General features: G+C 67.1%; 15 protein-coding genes. 11 read left to right on the top strand and 4 right to left on the bottom strand.

Going from position 1 to position 14,125, the window contains the following annotated elements:
- Positions 1-21: 21 nt before the first annotated feature.
- Together ASE79_RS05205 and ASE79_RS05200 are read right to left on the bottom strand one after the other, a co-directional pair.
- Positions 22-1,371, bottom strand: coding sequence for a sigma-54-dependent transcriptional regulator (locus ASE79_RS05205; RefSeq protein WP_056412566.1), 1,350 nt, complete (start codon positions 1,369-1,371; stop codon positions 22-24).
- Positions 1,371-3,116 (bottom strand): sensor histidine kinase, encoded by a 1,746-nt coding sequence (locus ASE79_RS05200; protein WP_056412562.1) that lies wholly within the window; start codon positions 3,114-3,116, stop codon positions 1,371-1,373. The genes ASE79_RS05205 and ASE79_RS05200 overlap by 1 nt, the downstream gene beginning before the upstream one ends.
- A 162-nt stretch (positions 3,117-3,278) precedes the next feature.
- On the opposite strand from ASE79_RS05200, the gene ASE79_RS05195 reads away from it, so the two are divergent.
- Genes ASE79_RS05195 through ASE79_RS05175 form a run of 5 tightly spaced genes read left to right on the top strand, consistent with a single transcriptional unit; the run spans position 3,279 to position 6,274 of the window.
- Entirely contained in the window at positions 3,279-3,602 is a 324-nt protein-coding gene (locus ASE79_RS05195; protein ID WP_056413453.1) for a hypothetical protein, read from the top strand.
- Positions 3,589-4,890 (top strand): SDR family oxidoreductase, encoded by a 1,302-nt coding sequence (locus ASE79_RS05190; protein ID WP_235516749.1) that lies wholly within the window; start codon positions 3,589-3,591, stop codon positions 4,888-4,890. Before ASE79_RS05195 ends, ASE79_RS05190 begins: the two co-directional genes overlap by 14 nt.
- Positions 4,883-5,356, top strand: coding sequence for a DUF2269 family protein (locus ASE79_RS05185; RefSeq protein ID WP_056412559.1), 474 nt, complete (start codon positions 4,883-4,885; stop codon positions 5,354-5,356). Before ASE79_RS05190 ends, ASE79_RS05185 begins: the two co-directional genes overlap by 8 nt.
- Positions 5,353-5,883 (top strand): DUF4166 domain-containing protein, encoded by a 531-nt coding sequence (locus ASE79_RS05180; RefSeq protein WP_235516748.1) that lies wholly within the window; start codon positions 5,353-5,355, stop codon positions 5,881-5,883. The genes ASE79_RS05185 and ASE79_RS05180 overlap by 4 nt, the downstream gene beginning before the upstream one ends.
- A complete protein-coding gene (locus tag ASE79_RS05175) occupies positions 5,876-6,274 on the top strand; it encodes a thiol-disulfide oxidoreductase DCC family protein (protein WP_056412553.1) in 399 nt (132 codons plus the stop codon). Before ASE79_RS05180 ends, ASE79_RS05175 begins: the two co-directional genes overlap by 8 nt.
- A gap of 151 nt (positions 6,275-6,425) precedes the next feature.
- On the opposite strand, the gene ASE79_RS05170 is transcribed toward ASE79_RS05175, so the two are convergent.
- Complete coding sequence (locus tag ASE79_RS05170) at positions 6,426-7,238, bottom strand: hypothetical protein (RefSeq protein ID WP_056412551.1); 813 nt, start codon at positions 7,236-7,238, stop codon at positions 6,426-6,428.
- A gap of 64 nt (positions 7,239-7,302) precedes the next feature.
- Here ASE79_RS05170 and ASE79_RS05165 point away from each other — a divergent pair, with 64 nt between their 5' ends.
- From ASE79_RS05165 to ASE79_RS05140, 6 genes are read left to right on the top strand one after another with little or no spacing between them, the layout of a single operon-like run.
- Positions 7,303-8,097 carry a DUF4129 domain-containing protein gene (locus ASE79_RS05165; protein ID WP_235516747.1) on the top strand — a complete coding sequence of 265 codons (795 nt, stop codon included), beginning with the start codon at positions 7,303-7,305 and terminating at the stop codon, positions 8,095-8,097.
- Entirely contained in the window at positions 8,094-9,308 is a 1,215-nt protein-coding gene (locus tag ASE79_RS05160) for a hypothetical protein (protein ID WP_200910308.1), read from the top strand. Before ASE79_RS05165 ends, ASE79_RS05160 begins: the two co-directional genes overlap by 4 nt.
- Entirely contained in the window at positions 9,305-10,261 is a 957-nt protein-coding gene (locus ASE79_RS05155; RefSeq protein WP_056412548.1) for an AAA family ATPase, read from the top strand. Before ASE79_RS05160 ends, ASE79_RS05155 begins: the two co-directional genes overlap by 4 nt.
- Positions 10,258-11,568, top strand: a complete 1,311-nt coding sequence (locus ASE79_RS05150; protein WP_056412546.1) for a DUF58 domain-containing protein — start codon at positions 10,258-10,260, stop codon at positions 11,566-11,568. The genes ASE79_RS05155 and ASE79_RS05150 overlap by 4 nt, the downstream gene beginning before the upstream one ends.
- On the top strand, positions 11,565-12,587 hold the full coding sequence (locus ASE79_RS05145; RefSeq protein ID WP_056412543.1) for a stage II sporulation protein M: 1,023 nt from the start codon (positions 11,565-11,567) through the stop codon (positions 12,585-12,587). The genes ASE79_RS05150 and ASE79_RS05145 overlap by 4 nt, the downstream gene beginning before the upstream one ends.
- Positions 12,565-13,431 (top strand): RDD family protein, encoded by an 867-nt coding sequence (locus tag ASE79_RS05140; RefSeq protein ID WP_056412540.1) that lies wholly within the window; start codon positions 12,565-12,567, stop codon positions 13,429-13,431. Before ASE79_RS05145 ends, ASE79_RS05140 begins: the two co-directional genes overlap by 23 nt.
- A 56-nt stretch (positions 13,432-13,487) precedes the next feature.
- Here ASE79_RS05140 and ASE79_RS05135 read toward each other — a convergent pair whose 3' ends face one another.
- Complete coding sequence (locus ASE79_RS05135) at positions 13,488-13,925, bottom strand: DUF3291 domain-containing protein (RefSeq protein ID WP_056412537.1); 438 nt, start codon at positions 13,923-13,925, stop codon at positions 13,488-13,490.
- Positions 13,926-14,125: the final 200 nt, after the last annotated feature.

Below are 14,125 nucleotides of genomic sequence, written 5' to 3'. Positions count from 1 at the left end.
TTCATCCTGCCGATAACGACTCTAGCGCAGTCCCATTCGGTCCAGCTTTTTGAGCAGGCCGACCCGCGACAGGCCGAGGTTGCGCGCGGTGTGCGTGTGGTTATGGCCGGTTCGCGCCAACGTCTCGGTGATACGGCGATACTCAAGCGCTGCTATCTCTTCCTCGAGCGTTTGTGGCGTGCCGATGGTCGGCAGGTCGGCGACCGGGTCGCCTACGGCGAAGGCGAGATCGGTTGCGCCAACGTCGACACCGGTTGCCGATTGCGGGGCCAGGGCGGCGGCGCATTCGACGGCCGCGCGGAGTTCGCGGACATTGCCGGGCCAGCGCCGCGTTGTCAGCCAGCACAGTGCGTCGGGGGTGAACTGGCCGGTACCATTGCTGGCACGGCGCAGGAAGACCGAGGCGAGCAGGGGCACGTCGCCCGGGCGTTCGTCGAGCGACGGCGTGCGCAGGACGACGCCTTTCAGTCGGTAATACAGGTCTTCGCGAAAGCTGCCGTCGGCAACGCAGGCGGCGAGGTCGCGATGGGTCGCGGCGACGATGCGGACGTCGGCGGTGCGCGGCGTGCGCGCGCCGACTGGCTGAAAGCTGCCGTCGGCCAAGAAGCGGAGCAGCTTGACCTGCATAGCCGCGGGCATCTCGCCGATTTCGTCGAGAAAAAGCGTACCGCCGGCGGCGGTCTCGACGAGCCCGGGACGGTCGCTGGTGGCTCCGGTGAAACTGCCCTTGAGATGGCCGAACAGCTCGCTTTCGAGCAGCTCGGGCGGAATCGCACCGCAATGGACCGGCACGAGCTTCCGGTCGGCGCGCGGGGAGGCATAGTGGAGCGCACGCGCGACCAGTTCCTTGCCGGTACCGCTTGGACCGAGCACCAGAACGGGCAGACGGGTCGGTGCGACCCGACGGATCAGGTCGCGCAATGCGGCCATCACCGGTGTAGTGCCGATGAGTCCCATATCCTCGGCACCGGTGTCGCGCGCCTTCAGCGCGGCGAGTTCGCGCGCGAGGCCCGCGCGTTCCATAGCGCGCGCGACGACGATGCGCAGGATGTCGGGGTCGACGGGCTTGGCAAGGAAATCCCATGCGCCGGCATCGATTGCCTTCAGCGCAAGCGTGTGGTCGGCGTGCCCGGTCATGACGATGACGGGCGCAGGCGCGAAGCTGGCGATCAGCGCAAGGCCGGCTTCTGGGTCATGGTGTGGCGGCATCGCGAGATCGAGCAGGACGAGGTCGGCGGGTGCCTCGGCGAAGGCCGCACGCGCAGCGTCGCCGTCACCGACCACGCGGACGTCATGGCCCAGACCGAGCAGCCACGCGCCGGTGAGGCGCTGAAAGGCGGGTTCGTCGTCGGCCAGCAGGATGCCGCTCATCACAGATCTCCGAAGGTAAGACGGAAGCAGGTCGACCAGCCCGGCCGCTGGGCGAGTGTGACGGTTCCGCCATGCGCCTCCATGATGCGGCGGACGATGGCGAGGCCCAGGCCGGTTCCGCCGGGGCGGCGCGAGACGAATGGGCGGAAGAGGTTGTCGACGATCTCGGGAGCGATGCCGGGGCCGTCGTCGCACACGTCGATGGCCGCAGGCGGGCCCGCTGCGGCGATGATGGTGACGTTCGTGCCAAGCGCGCGCGCGTTGTCGACGAGGTTGGCGAGCACGCGAACGAGCGCGCGGCGGTCGGCCATGACGATAAGGTCTTCGGGCACGTCGAGTTTGACGCCCATCTGGGCGACGAGCTCGATCAGGCGGATGGGCTGAGGCACGACCGTCCAGGCACGCGAATAATCCAGGATGTCGCTGACGAGGTGATTCATCCGCGCTACCTGTTCGCCGATCTCGGCCCGTACGTCGGCGGGCGCACCGGTTGCGGCCATCGTCACGATGCCCAGCGGGTTGCGCAGATCGTGCGCGACGGTTGCGGCCAGTTCTCCGAGCTCGCTCATTCGGGCCTGGCGCTCGGCATCGATCAGCCGGTGCGAGGCGGCAAGGCGGCGCGCAGTTTCGCCGACGAGCCCCGCGAACCGGTCGACAACGTGGCGCGTCGCCCGCGGCGCGTCGCTCCAACCGCACAGGGTCACGGTTTCGCCGCCGACTACCAATGACGGGCCGTCGTCGACGACGGGTAAGTTCAGGCGCAGCGCGAGCAACGCGTTGGCGATTGTCGCGAGTTCGACCGCGTCGGTCGCCCCGGCCAGCTGGTCGCGCCAGTCCGCGACGTCGGCGTCGCTGACCCGGCCGCCGGGAAACACCACCGCATCGACCAGCCGCTTGAGCGGGGCGAGCACGAGGATGCCGAGCGCGAGCGTCGCGGCGAGCGCTGCCCAAGTCGCTAACAGGCCGGCCGGCCGACCGACCAGCACAAGCGGCACCGTGGCTATGCCTGCGCTGACCGCCCCCGCCAGCGCCACCAGCAGAATCCAGACGAGGCCGCGCCGCGCCCAAAGATCCGTCGCCATGAAGCGATACCGCAAGATGCCGTAGACCAAGGCGACCGAGTAAAGCGGCAGCAGCAGGACCGGCCAGGGATAGGCGTCGATCCCGAGCGCGGGGAAGGTGAAGCCGGTGAGTGCGACGAGACCGATCAGGCTGGACGCGAACACCGCGCCGGCCTGGCGGCGATGCTGCCCTTGCTGCTGCGCCCAGGTCTGCGCGAGACGGAGATGGCCGATCACCGACAACAGGCCGGCGAGCCCCAGCACACCCCAGCCGACGATCGACGGCACGAACATGCCAGGGAAGCCGTGCCACGGCACGACCGTACCCACCCCGAATATCAGGCCTACGAGCGTGGCGAACCCGGCGATCGCGTAGCTCGCGATCGCGACGGGCCGCAGCGTGCCGCACAGCGCAAATGCGAAAACCAGATGGACAAACGCAGCGGCCGGCAGGGGAGACAGCGCGATCAGCGTCGCGGTGAATGGCGTCGCGGCCGGCCCGACTATCGCGGGGATCGCCTGCGCGATGCTCCAGCTTGCGACGCCGACCAGGAACAGCGCGAGCAACGCCGAACCCGGCAGCGCGCGGGCACGCGTCACGACGAACAGCGCGAGCATGAGGCTCGCTACCGCGGTCAGACCTAGCGCGCCGACATAGGCGACGATGCCGATTGCCGTATCCATCGTTGACACCATAGCGGGCAGTTCCGTTCACGCCGTTAACATCTGCGAGCCTACGAGCCAGCGTAAACCACGCATTCTCGTCAGTTTCCGCAATTGGCATGCCATTCGCAAGGCGTCGGACAGCCGGCCGATATCCGGACGGCGTCGAAGGAGATTTTCGTCATGCTGCTGCCCATAGCCGCCTTGCTGCTGACTTATGCGCTGACCGCGGTGATCGCGATCTTGGCCGCCGTTGCGCTGTGGCGACCGCTGTCGATCCTGCTCGCCGAACTCTGTGGGACCGAAGAGCGGTCGCGCTTCTGGACGGTGTGGTCGATGGTGATGATGATCGCCACGCCAATGCTGCTCGTGTCGATGCGCTACGTCGCGACCGATCCGACCGCACTGGTGCAAGGCACCGTCACGAGCGCGCTGTTCGGCGTGTTGCTGGCGCTGGTCGGCATGGGGTTCGCGGTGTGGAGCCGCAGCCCCCGTGGCGAAGCGTAAGGGCGCGACGATGCATGTTCTCGTCATTGGTGCCGGCGGGTTCGTCGGGCGCCATCTGGTAGGGCGGTTGGTGGCGGAGGGCGTGCGCGTCACGGCCGCCGGGCGCGATCCGGCACGGCTTGCGCAAGCGGTATGCGGCGTCTCGACCATTCGCTGCGACCTGACGCAGGATGTAGCCGACGACTGGCTGCCGCGGCTGTGCGGCGTGGATGCGGTCGTCAACTGCGCCGGACTTATTCGCGATGGTGGACGCTATGCGACGGTCCACGACAAGGGCGCGCGGGCGCTGTTCGATGCATGCCTTGCTGGCGGCGTCGGCCGCGTGGTTCAGGTCTCCGCGCTCGGCGCGGATGCCGGTGCAGCGACGCGCTACCATCTCAGCAAGCGCACCGCGGACGATCATCTCGCCGGTCTTGATCCCGCCGGTACGCGGATGGATTGGGTCGTGTTGCGGCCGTCGCTCATCATCGGTCGCGGCGGGCAGAGCAGCGCCTTGTTCGGCGCGCTCGCGGCCCTTCCGCTTACCCCGCGGCTGGGGCAGGGGAGGTGGCGCGTGCAGCCGATTCATGTCGACGACCTGGTCGCGGGGATCTTGCGGCTGCTGCACCGGGAGACGCCGATCGCCGCACGGATCGACGTCGTCGGTCCCGAACCGATGACCACGGACGCGCTGACCGCCAGCATGCGGCGCTGGCTGGGGCTGGCACCCGCGCCCGTTGTGCGGTTGCCGCGATGGATGCTCGCGACAGTGATACGGCTCGGGATCGGGCCGGTGACCCACGAAAGCCTGACCATGCTTGAGGCCGACAACACCGGCGAGGCCGAGGCGCTCATCGCCGCGACCGGGCTGGTTCCGGCGACGCTGGACGTCGCGCTGGCGCGGACGCCGGCGACGGACGCCGACCGGCTGGCTGTACGGTTGATGCCGCTGGCGCCGGTGCTGCGCTGGTTGCTAGCGCTGGTCTGGCTGGCCGGTGGCATCGTGCCGCTCGCATTGACGCCTGCGGGCACAAACTTCGCGCTGTTGGCGCGTGCCGGGCTGAACGGTACGGCCGCAATCACCGCGCTCGTAGCAGGTGCCGTACTCGATCTCGCAATCGGGCTTGCGCTGCTGGCGCGCCTGCGCCGAGCCGCGCTGGCGGGAATCGGTGTGATGCTGGGTTATACTGCGGTCATCGCCGCAACGATGCCCGCGCTCTGGGCCGATCCGTTCGGCGCGCTCGTCAAGAACGCCGCTATCCTCGGACTCGCGCTCGCCGTGCACGTCTTGGAGACCGACCGTGGATGAGTATCTGCTGCTCAAGACCGTTCACATCCTGTCTTCTACCCTGCTGTTCGGGACCGGTCTCGGCACCGCGTTCCACGGCTTCATGGCCAACCGCTCCGGCGACCTGGCGGCACGACGGATCGTCAACCGCAACGTCGTGATCGCCGACTGGCTGTTCACCACGCCCGCGGTGATCCTGCAGCCGGTGACCGGCGTGTGGCTGGCCAGGATCGCCGGCTATCCGCTGACGACCGACTGGTTGGCGGCCGCGATCGTGCTGTACCTGTTCGTCGGCGCCTGCTGGCTACCGGTCGTCGGCATCCAGATCGAGATGCGACGGATCGTCGACCGTCTCGCCGACGGCGAGGGACTGCCAGCGCGCTATTTCACGCTATCGCGAACCTGGTTTTTGCTCGGCTGGCCCGCCTTTGCCGGCGTGCTCGCAATCTTCTGGCTGATGGTGGCCAAGCCGGATTTCGCTTGGTGAGCGCGCTGTTCCGGCGGTTGCTCGGTCCGGCGATCGTTGGTCTCGCGCCCAGCTTGCGCACGTTGCATGACGAAGATGGTGATCAGGTCTGGACGGGCCTTGCCGAGATACGGACGAGCGACAATCCGTTTGCGCGGCTGCTGTGCCGGATGATGCGGCTGCCGGCGCGAGGATCGGGCGTTCCAGTGACCGTGCGGTTCGAACGGCGCGGCGCCACAGAGCACTGGCATCGCAGGTTCGGGGACCGGCAGTATCGCAGCACTCTGCGAATTCGGCATGGCCGTTTGGTCGAACGGATGGGGCCCGCAGCCAGCTCCTTCGACGTTTCGGCCGTCGACGGGGCGCTGCATATGGACTTGGTGGGCTTCCGGTTCCTCGGCATACCTCTTCCGCGATGGGCGCGACCCGCATGCCATGCGGTCGAGCAGGAGCAAGGCGCCGCATTCATGTTCGACATTCCCATCGACCTTCCGCTGTTCGGCCGGGTCATTCATTATCGAGGCCGATTGGAGAGAATCGATGACTGAGCATCCGATCATCCTCTTCGACGCCGAATGTGTGCTGTGCTCAGCGAACGCGCAGTTCGTCCTGACGCACGACCGCGGGCGCAGCTTCCGGCTCGCGGCGATGCAGGGAGATGTCGGTGCTGGACTGTGTCGCCGGTTCGGAATCGACCCGGCGGATCCCGATACCATCATCGTCGTCCACGGCGACCGCGCGCTGCGCGACAGCGACGCGGTGCTGGCAATCTATGCCGGGCTCGGCTGGCCGTGGCGAATCGCCGGTGCGGCCCGGGTGGTGCCTCGCGGTTTGCGCGATCCGCTGTACCGCTGGGTCGCACGCAACCGTTACCGCCTGTTCGGGAGGCGGGCGAGCTGCTGGCTGCCGCGCCCGGAGGACGCCGATCGCGTCCTGTAAGCCAAGGCGACATAGATTTCCGCTTGAACAGGTCGCATGGAAGCCAGTTCAAACCCTGATGAACAAACGTCCGACGTTGGGACGCCGCAAACGAGCGGCGACCGTCCGCAACTGGGTCGATCGTTCGCTAACGGTTACCCCAACGCTAGCATCAGGCGAAGATGTCGGCGAGCCGGTCGGAGTCGGGGCCGTCCTTCCAGTCGCGCAATTCAATGAAAAGCGAGGCGCCGACCGTGATGAACCAGGTCAGCATGACGGTCGTGACGATCGATTGCAGCAACTGGACGACGAACGATGGCTGCGTCGGCAGGGGCATCCGGACCTGGCCCTCGCCGGTGAGAACGCCCAGCGAGCCATAGCCTGCCACGCTGCCGACCCCGATCGCGATCGAGGCGAGCAGGTAGATGACGAAGGCCAGCAGCAAGATACCGAACACGTGCCACCGCGCGCCCTTGGTCAGGGCACGGCTGCGGCCAAAGGCGCCGAACACGCCCGAACGCTCCGCAACGATCGCGGGCAGGGCTACCGACCACATGACGGCGAGCATGATACCCGGCACGACGAGAAATATCGTGCCGACCCATATGCCGAGCAGCAACAGCACATAGACCGCGAACAGCGGCAGGCACCGCAACACGCCGACCCGCAGCATCTCGCGCGGGTTCGCCGCTCGTCCCTCGTCATGCGCAACGGTTGCCTGGACCAGCGCCCCGCTGGCGATCAGCCACAGCAAGCCGACGATGATTCCGTAAACTCCGGCCAGCGCATATTGCCCCAGCTGGACATTCTGGAACACCGCCGCGCCGAGGCCGATCTGGCCGAGCAGGAGCGACGGCAGCGCGATCAAGGCAAAGCTGGTACCGAGCGTCGCGAGCGGATTGTCCTTGATGACGTTCGCGCTGCGCCCGAACACGCTGCCTACCGAGATTCCGCGGCTCCGCTCGCCGATAATGTGGCTGGCCATTGTAGTTCCCCCAAATCCCCGTCGACGATGGTGGCGAGCGAACCTCGCGCTGTCCAGTTCGATCATGGGGATGAAAGCGAATGGCGAATGGCGGATTGCACCGGTGGCCGATCCGGGTAAGTCAGGTCTGGGGGCAGCGTTGCGTCGCTGGGAGGGTATCATCGCGGCTTCAGGACTTGACCCGGCGGCGGGGGGCGATCGACTGGCGGCGGCCCATGCCGCGTTACGCGCCGACCCTTCGATCCAGTTCAGTCTGACCCGCCCGCCGACGTCGCCCGAGCCGCCGGCATGGCTGAAGACGCTGGGACGCTGGCTCGTCGACCTGTTCAGGCCGATCGGGCGGCTGTTGCGCTGGCTGACGGACCTCATGCCCGACGCACCCTATGCCCGCATCCTGCTATGGACGCTGCTCGCCGGAGTTGCGGTGGCGGTGATGTGGATGGTCGTCGAACGGATCCGGTCCGGCGAATGGCGTCTGCCCGCGCGGCGGCGCGTGCATCCGACGCCGGATGCCGATCACGACGATTGGGTGCCCGACGCGGCGCCGGCGCGGGCGTGGCTACGCGAGGCGGACCGGCTTGCCGCGGACGGCCGCCATGCCGAGGCGATCCACTATCTGTTGTTTCATTCGATCGACGACATCGCCCGGCGCCGCCCGGCGCTGCGGCGACCGTCGCTGACCAGCCGCGAACTCGCGTCCGCGCCGCTGTTGCCGGCTGCGGTCCGGCCGCTGTTCGCGAGCATCGCCGGGCTGGTCGAGCGCAGCCTGTTCGGTGGGCGCCTCGTCACGGACTCGGATTGGCAGACGGCTCGAACGGCCTATGCCGAACTGGCAATACCGGGACGGTGGCACGCGTGAGCGACGTGGGACACTACCGCGCGAGCGGCGCGGACAGGGTATTCTCACCGCTGACGGTGGCGCTGCTGCTGATCATCGGCTTGATCGGGTTCGCGGGATCGTTGCTCTTGGGGGCGTATGCGCCAGATCTTAACTCGGGGCGCAATGCGGGTGCGCATGCCCTGTCAAACGCTGCGACCGGATATGCCGGCATCGTCGAGCTGGCGCGTGCGACAGGCCGCCATCCTCGCGTGGTGCGCGAGGCCGCCGGCTGGAAAACCGAGGATCTGGTCATTGCGACGCCGGATCACGGCGCGACCGACATGACCAAGTTCATGGCGGTGCGGCGCGGCCGGGCGACGCTGATCGTGCTACCGAAATGGGCGACCATCGCCGATGACAAGACGAACGGCTGGGTGGATGTCGGCGGGCTGCTGCCGGCCTTCGACCCCGCCAGAATTCTCGCGCCGGCGGCGGTGATGACGGTAACGCGGCGCCCGAGCGGCGCGCGCGTGTTGCAGGGCGTCCGCGGGGCGCCACGCTCGGTTGCGGTGGCGGCACCGCAGCCCTTGCAGACGGTTGGCTCTGCGGCGCTACGACCGCTGATCACCGACGACGCGGGGCGGATCGTGCTGGGGCAGTTCTATCGCACCAACACGTACATTCTGGCGGACCCAGATCTGCTGAACAATCACGGCATCCGTCGGCTGGACCATGCCCGAGCGGCGCTCGACCTTCTGGATTTCGTCAATGCCACGGGCGCACGCGGCATCGCGTTCGACGTGACGCTGAACGGCCTGGGTCTGGGACGCAGCCCGCTGAAGCTCGCCTTCGAACCGCCCTTCCTCGCAATGACTGTGGCGATCGTCGCGGCGTTGGCGCTGGTAGGATGGCAGGCGCTGGTCCGCTTCGGCGCACCCCGGCCGCCGACGCGGGCGATCGCGTTCGGCAAGACTGCGCTGATCGACAACAGCGCGATTATCGTCCGCAAGGCAGGGCGCGAAGGGATGCTGGGCGGGCGTTATGCCGCGCTGATCCGTGAGCGGGCGCGGACGATCTTGGGCGTTCCCGCGCGACTGACGGACGACGAAGCCGACAGCTATCTCGACAGGCTGAGGGGAACGACGCGGTTCAGCGCGCTGGTCGCCGATGCGGCTCGGGCCGAGCATCGCATCGACATGCTCGCAGCGGCGCAGGCGCTGTACCAATGGCAACAGGAGAAGACACAGTGACGGTAGAAGAGGTTCAGGCCCTCGGGCAGGCGATCCGTGCCGAGATCGGCAAGGCCGTGATCGGGCACGACGCCACCGTCGACCTGCTGCTCGTTGCGCTGTTCGCCGGGGGGCACATCCTGCTTGAAGGGCCGCCGGGTACCGCCAAGACGTTGCTCGCGCATGCGTTCGCCAAGACGGTCGGGCTTGAGTTCGGTCGTATCCAGTTCACCCCCGATCTGATGCCGGGCGATATCATCGGTGCGAACCTCTTCAACTTCCAGACGTCGACCTTCACGCTGACGCAAGGGCCTATCTTCACAGAATTGCTGCTCGCGGACGAGATCAACCGTACCTCGCCGAAGACGCAGGCGGCGCTGCTCGAGGCGATGCAGGAGCGCACGGTCACGATCGATGGCGAGAGCCTCGCGCTGAGCAATCGCTTCACCGTCGTCGCGACGCAGAACCCGATCGAGCAGCAAGGCGTCTACCCGTTGCCCGAGGCGCAACTCGACCGGTTCCTGTTCAAGCAGACGGTCTCCTATCCGACCGCGGAGGAGGAGCGGCGGATCGTCGCGGATCACGGCGCGCGGTCGACGGCGATGTCGCCCGCGGACTGGGGGGTCGAGGCGCGCGCCGACGCGGCGACGATCGATGCGGCGGTCAAGACGGTCGCGAAGGTGCGGCTGGTGGACGAGGTCATCGACTATATCGTCGCGCTGGTCCGCGGGACGCGCGATGTCGCCGACCTGGAAAGCGGCGCCTCGCCGCGGGCGGGCGCGATGCTGGCGGGGGCCGCGCGCGCGCGCGCCGCGCTGGACGGCCGCGACTTCGTCATTCCGGACGACGTGAAGACACTGGCGCCCGCGTTGCTTCGCCACCGGCTGATCCTGTCGCCCGCGGCGGAGATAAGCGGGCGCGCGATCGAGGATGTCGTGGCACAGATCATCGAGACGATCGAGGCGCCGCGTTGATCTATCCGACCCGCATGGCGGTACTGGCGGCGGCGATCGGAGTGCCGGTCACGCTGCTGGTCGCGATGCTGTTTCCGGCGACCTGGTATGCGGGACTGGGCTGGCCGCTCGCCGTCCTGACGCTCGTGTTCGCTGATGCGGTGCTTGGTCATGCGAGGGCGCGTGTCGTGCTGGCGCTGCCGCGATCGGCGGCGGTCGGGGTTTCCCTGAGCGTACCGATCGAGATCTGGATCGACGCGCGTCGGCCTGCCAGCGCGGCGCAGGTCGCACTGGCGCCCGATCCGTTGTTGTCGTTCGTCGACGCCGCGCCGCTGGACGTTGCACTAATCGCGGGCCGCGGAACCGCCACCGTCGCGCTGACGCCACTGCGGCGCGGCACTGCTCGGTTGAGCACGATCTGGGTGCGCTGGGCGGGGCCACTGGGGCTGGCGTGGCGTCAGGCGAGGATCGACGGGGACCGGATGTTACCGATCCTTCCAGATATCGAGGCGGTGCATCGACAGGGCGCACAGGTGTTTCAGCGTCACGCGGTGCAGGGCCTGCTGGCGCAAAGCGATCGCGGGGATGGCACCGATTTCGACGCACTCGTCGAGTTCCGGTCGGGTGTCGACCGACGCGCGATCGACTGGAAACAGTCCGCGCGGCACCGGAAACTCTATGCCAAGGAATACCGGACCGAACGCAACAGCCAGATTGTCTTCGCGATCGATTCCGGTCGACAGATGTCGGAGCCGGTCGATGGCATCCCCCGCGTCGATCGCGCGGTATCTGCGGCACTGCTGGCCGGGTGGCTTGCCCTGAAGCTGGGCGATCGCGTGGCGCTCCACGCGTTCGATTCACGACCGCGGATGGCCAGCGGCTTCATCAGCGGGGCCGGGGCGTTCGCCGAACTTCAGCACCTTGCCGCCGGGATCGACTATAGCGGCGACGAGAGCAACTACACTTTCGCCCTGACCACCCTGGCGGCGCGGCTCAGGCGGCGGTCGATGATCGTGCTGTTCACAGAATTCACCGATCCGATCTCCGCCGACTTCATGGTGCGGGCGGTCGCGCGATTGCTCAAGACGCATCTCGTGCTGATCGTCGTCCTGCGTGATGACGAACTCGAGACGATCGTCGATCGCGCCCCCGAACAGGCCGCCGACGTGACCCGGGCAGTGACCGCCGCGGCCCTGCTCCGCGATCGGCGGCTGGTGCTGCTGCGTCTGCGCCATCTCGGCGTTCATGTCATCGAGAGCCCGTACGACCAGGTCGCCGAGCGGCTGGTCGAAGGCTATGTCGACCTCAAGCGTAGGAGTCTGTTGTGAGCGCGTTCGTCGATTCCGCACCGCCCCTGCTCAACGCCAGCCGCTTCCGCGCCGCACATGAGGTGGACTGGACGCGGCTGGAACGACTGCTCACCCGGATCGAGAAGCGGTCCGTCCGCGTATTGTCCGACGACGATCTGCTGGCGCTGCCGTTGCTGTACCGTTCCACGCTGTCGTCGTTGTCGGTCGCGCGCGAGACGTCGCTCGACCGCGCGCTGATCGCGTATCTCGAGCAATTGTGCGCGCGCGCGTATTTTCAGCTCTATGGTGTCTCGGATTCAGCGTGGAGGGATCTCGGGCACTTCTTCACCAGAGGGTGGCCGGGCGCGGTCGCCTCACTGTGGCGCGAGACGCTGGTCATGGCGTTCCTGACGATCGCGGGCACGGTCGCGGCCTATATGCTCGTGCGGGCTGATCCGTCCTGGTATGGCGGAATCGTACCCCAGGGACTGGCGAGCGGACGCGATCCGGGTGCTTCGGCGGAGGCGTTGCGGGCGACGCTGTATCATAGCCGGGAAGACGGGCTGGGCGTCTTCGCAAGCTTCCTGTTCGGCCATAACGCGCAGATCGCGATCTTCGCTTTCGCGCTCGGCTTCGCCTTCGTCGTGCCGACCGCGCTGCTGATCTTCTATAACGGGCTGATGCTGGGCGCGATGATCGCGGTATTCGCCGGCAAGGGACTAGGGCTGAACTTCCTGGCCTGGCTGGCGATCCACGGCACGACCGAATTGTTCGCGGTCATCATCGCCGGGGCGGCCGGGATGCGGATCGGCACCGCCATCGCCTTTCCCGGCCGGCAGGCGCGGATGGAGGCGGTGGTCGCCGCGGGCCGCACGGCCGCGGTCGCCACGGCGGGCGTCGTGCTGATGCTCGCGGTCGCAGCCATTCTGGAGGGAGTCGGTCGTCAGGTGGTCACCAGCGACGGCACCCGCGCGGTGATCGGTGCGGCGATGCTCGCAGCGTGGCTGGTCTATTATTACGGCATCGGGAGGCGTCATGCGCAACGCTCGCCGGACTAAAGCGCCTGTCGCGCGGCGCCGCAGCTTCGTCACGCCCGAGGGAGTCGATTTGCAGCTCGAGCTGGGTGGCGCGGGGACCCGCGCCGCGGCGTTCCTGATCGACGTCACGCTGATGCTGATCGTGATGATCGCCGCAACGCTCGCCCTGTTCGCGCTCGACAAGGCGACGCAGGCCGATATCGCCAAGATCCTTTGGCTGATCGGCGCATTCGTGTTGCGCAACGGCTGGTTCGTCCTGTTCGAGATGGGCGGCCGCGGTGCGACGCCGGGCAAGCGGCTGATGCGACTGCGCGTGGTTGCGCGCGATGGCGCGCGGCTGACCGCGGGCGCTGTACTCGCGCGCAACGCGATGCGCGAGATCGAGGTGTTCCTGCCGCTTTCGTTCCTGGGTGCGCAGGCGGCGGCGGGAACCGCGGATGCGTTCCTGACCATCTTTGCCATGCTGTGGACCGGCATCTTCCTGTTCTTCCCGCTATTCAACCGCGACCGCCTGCGCATCGGCGATCTGGTTGCCGGAACCTGGGTCGTCCAGACTGCAATAAGCACCCTCGCCGCCGATCTCGCGCCGGCCAACGATTTGCCACGACGCATATTCCCGGAAACGGCGCTCGCACTTTACGGCAACTACGAATTGCAGGCCTTGGAAGACGTCATTCGTGGCGGCGACGATCTCGCCCGGATCACCGTTGCCGCCGCGATCCGGCGCAAGGCGGGGCTCCCTGACGATGGCGACGATGACGGCTTCCTCGCGGATTATTACGCCGCGCTCTGCGCCAGGTTGGAGGGCGGGCTACTCGTAGGTCGACGCCGCCTCGACAAGCTCAGCGCCGTAAACCAACGGTAGTTTGGACCGCGCGATGCTGGGAAGCTCTATAGCGGCTGCGAACGTTCGTGGGTGAGTCAGGCCTGTTCAGTCGGCTTGATTGGAACGGCCCCAGTTGTCCGAGGAGCATCGTAGAGAAGATCGCGATGGTTTGGGCTCGGATTGAGAACCTTGGAAGGCCGCCCTTCCATTCTCATTCTACGGTCCGCTTCCAGCCAATCAGGCGTGACCGCGCTATCCTGCGTCCAGTGGACGACGCTGGCTTCATCGCACCAGTCCAGCAGCTTTGGCATGGCCTTTAAATGCGCCCCGCTGGTCATGTAGCCGCGCATGGCGGCTTGATCCCGCCAGACGGTGGCGGTCCAAAATACGCGTTTCCGGTCGGCAAGCAGGGAGCCGTCGATAAAACCGTCCGCCCGTTTGATCTGCCTTCCGGTCCATATCGTATGGACCAGGAACTGCGGCATAAACCGAAGCGAGCGGATGCGCAGCCGGGTGATGCTGACAAAAGTCATTGGTCTGGCATCGGCTGAAACAGCGCTTTACTCAAGTCTAAGTTCAACAAGCGGTCTCGCTCTGAAAGCGGCTGAACAGGGATCGACGTCTGTGCTCGGGTCATCTCGGCTGTCGGTCCTCTCAAACTATCATCGAGACGTACCGGGATTATATCGATCAAAGTCGCAGAACCCCTCAGGGGAGAGGAGGGTGGTGCCCA

It is taken from the genome of Sphingomonas sp. Leaf28 (genome assembly GCF_001421685.1).
Taxonomy (GTDB): Bacteria; Pseudomonadota; Alphaproteobacteria; order Sphingomonadales; family Sphingomonadaceae; genus Sphingomonas; species Sphingomonas aurantiaca.
Note: the sequence above shows the minus strand (reverse complement) of the source record. Positions and strands in the feature narration are given on the sequence as shown.

Bases quoted from the DNA above. Each gene is read 5' to 3' on its own strand.
- ASE79_RS05205 (WP_056412566.1), bottom strand. From the start codon at position 1,371: ATGAGCGGCATCCTGCTGGCCGACGACGAACCCGCCTTTCAGCGCCTC.
- ASE79_RS05200 (WP_056412562.1), bottom strand. From the start codon at position 3,116: ATGGATACGGCAATCGGCATCGTCGCCTATGTCGGCGCGCTAGGTCTG.
- ASE79_RS05195 (WP_056413453.1), top strand. From the start codon at position 3,279: ATGCTGCTGCCCATAGCCGCCTTGCTGCTGACTTATGCGCTGACCGCG.
- ASE79_RS05175 (WP_056412553.1), top strand. From the start codon at position 5,876: ATGACTGAGCATCCGATCATCCTCTTCGACGCCGAATGTGTGCTGTGC.
- ASE79_RS05170 (WP_056412551.1), bottom strand. From the start codon at position 7,238: ATGGCCAGCCACATTATCGGCGAGCGGAGCCGCGGAATCTCGGTAGGC.
- ASE79_RS05165 (WP_235516747.1), top strand. From the start codon at position 7,303: ATGGGGATGAAAGCGAATGGCGAATGGCGGATTGCACCGGTGGCCGAT.
- ASE79_RS05140 (WP_056412540.1), top strand. From the start codon at position 12,565: ATGCGCAACGCTCGCCGGACTAAAGCGCCTGTCGCGCGGCGCCGCAGC.
- ASE79_RS05135 (WP_056412537.1), bottom strand. From the start codon at position 13,925: ATGACTTTTGTCAGCATCACCCGGCTGCGCATCCGCTCGCTTCGGTTT.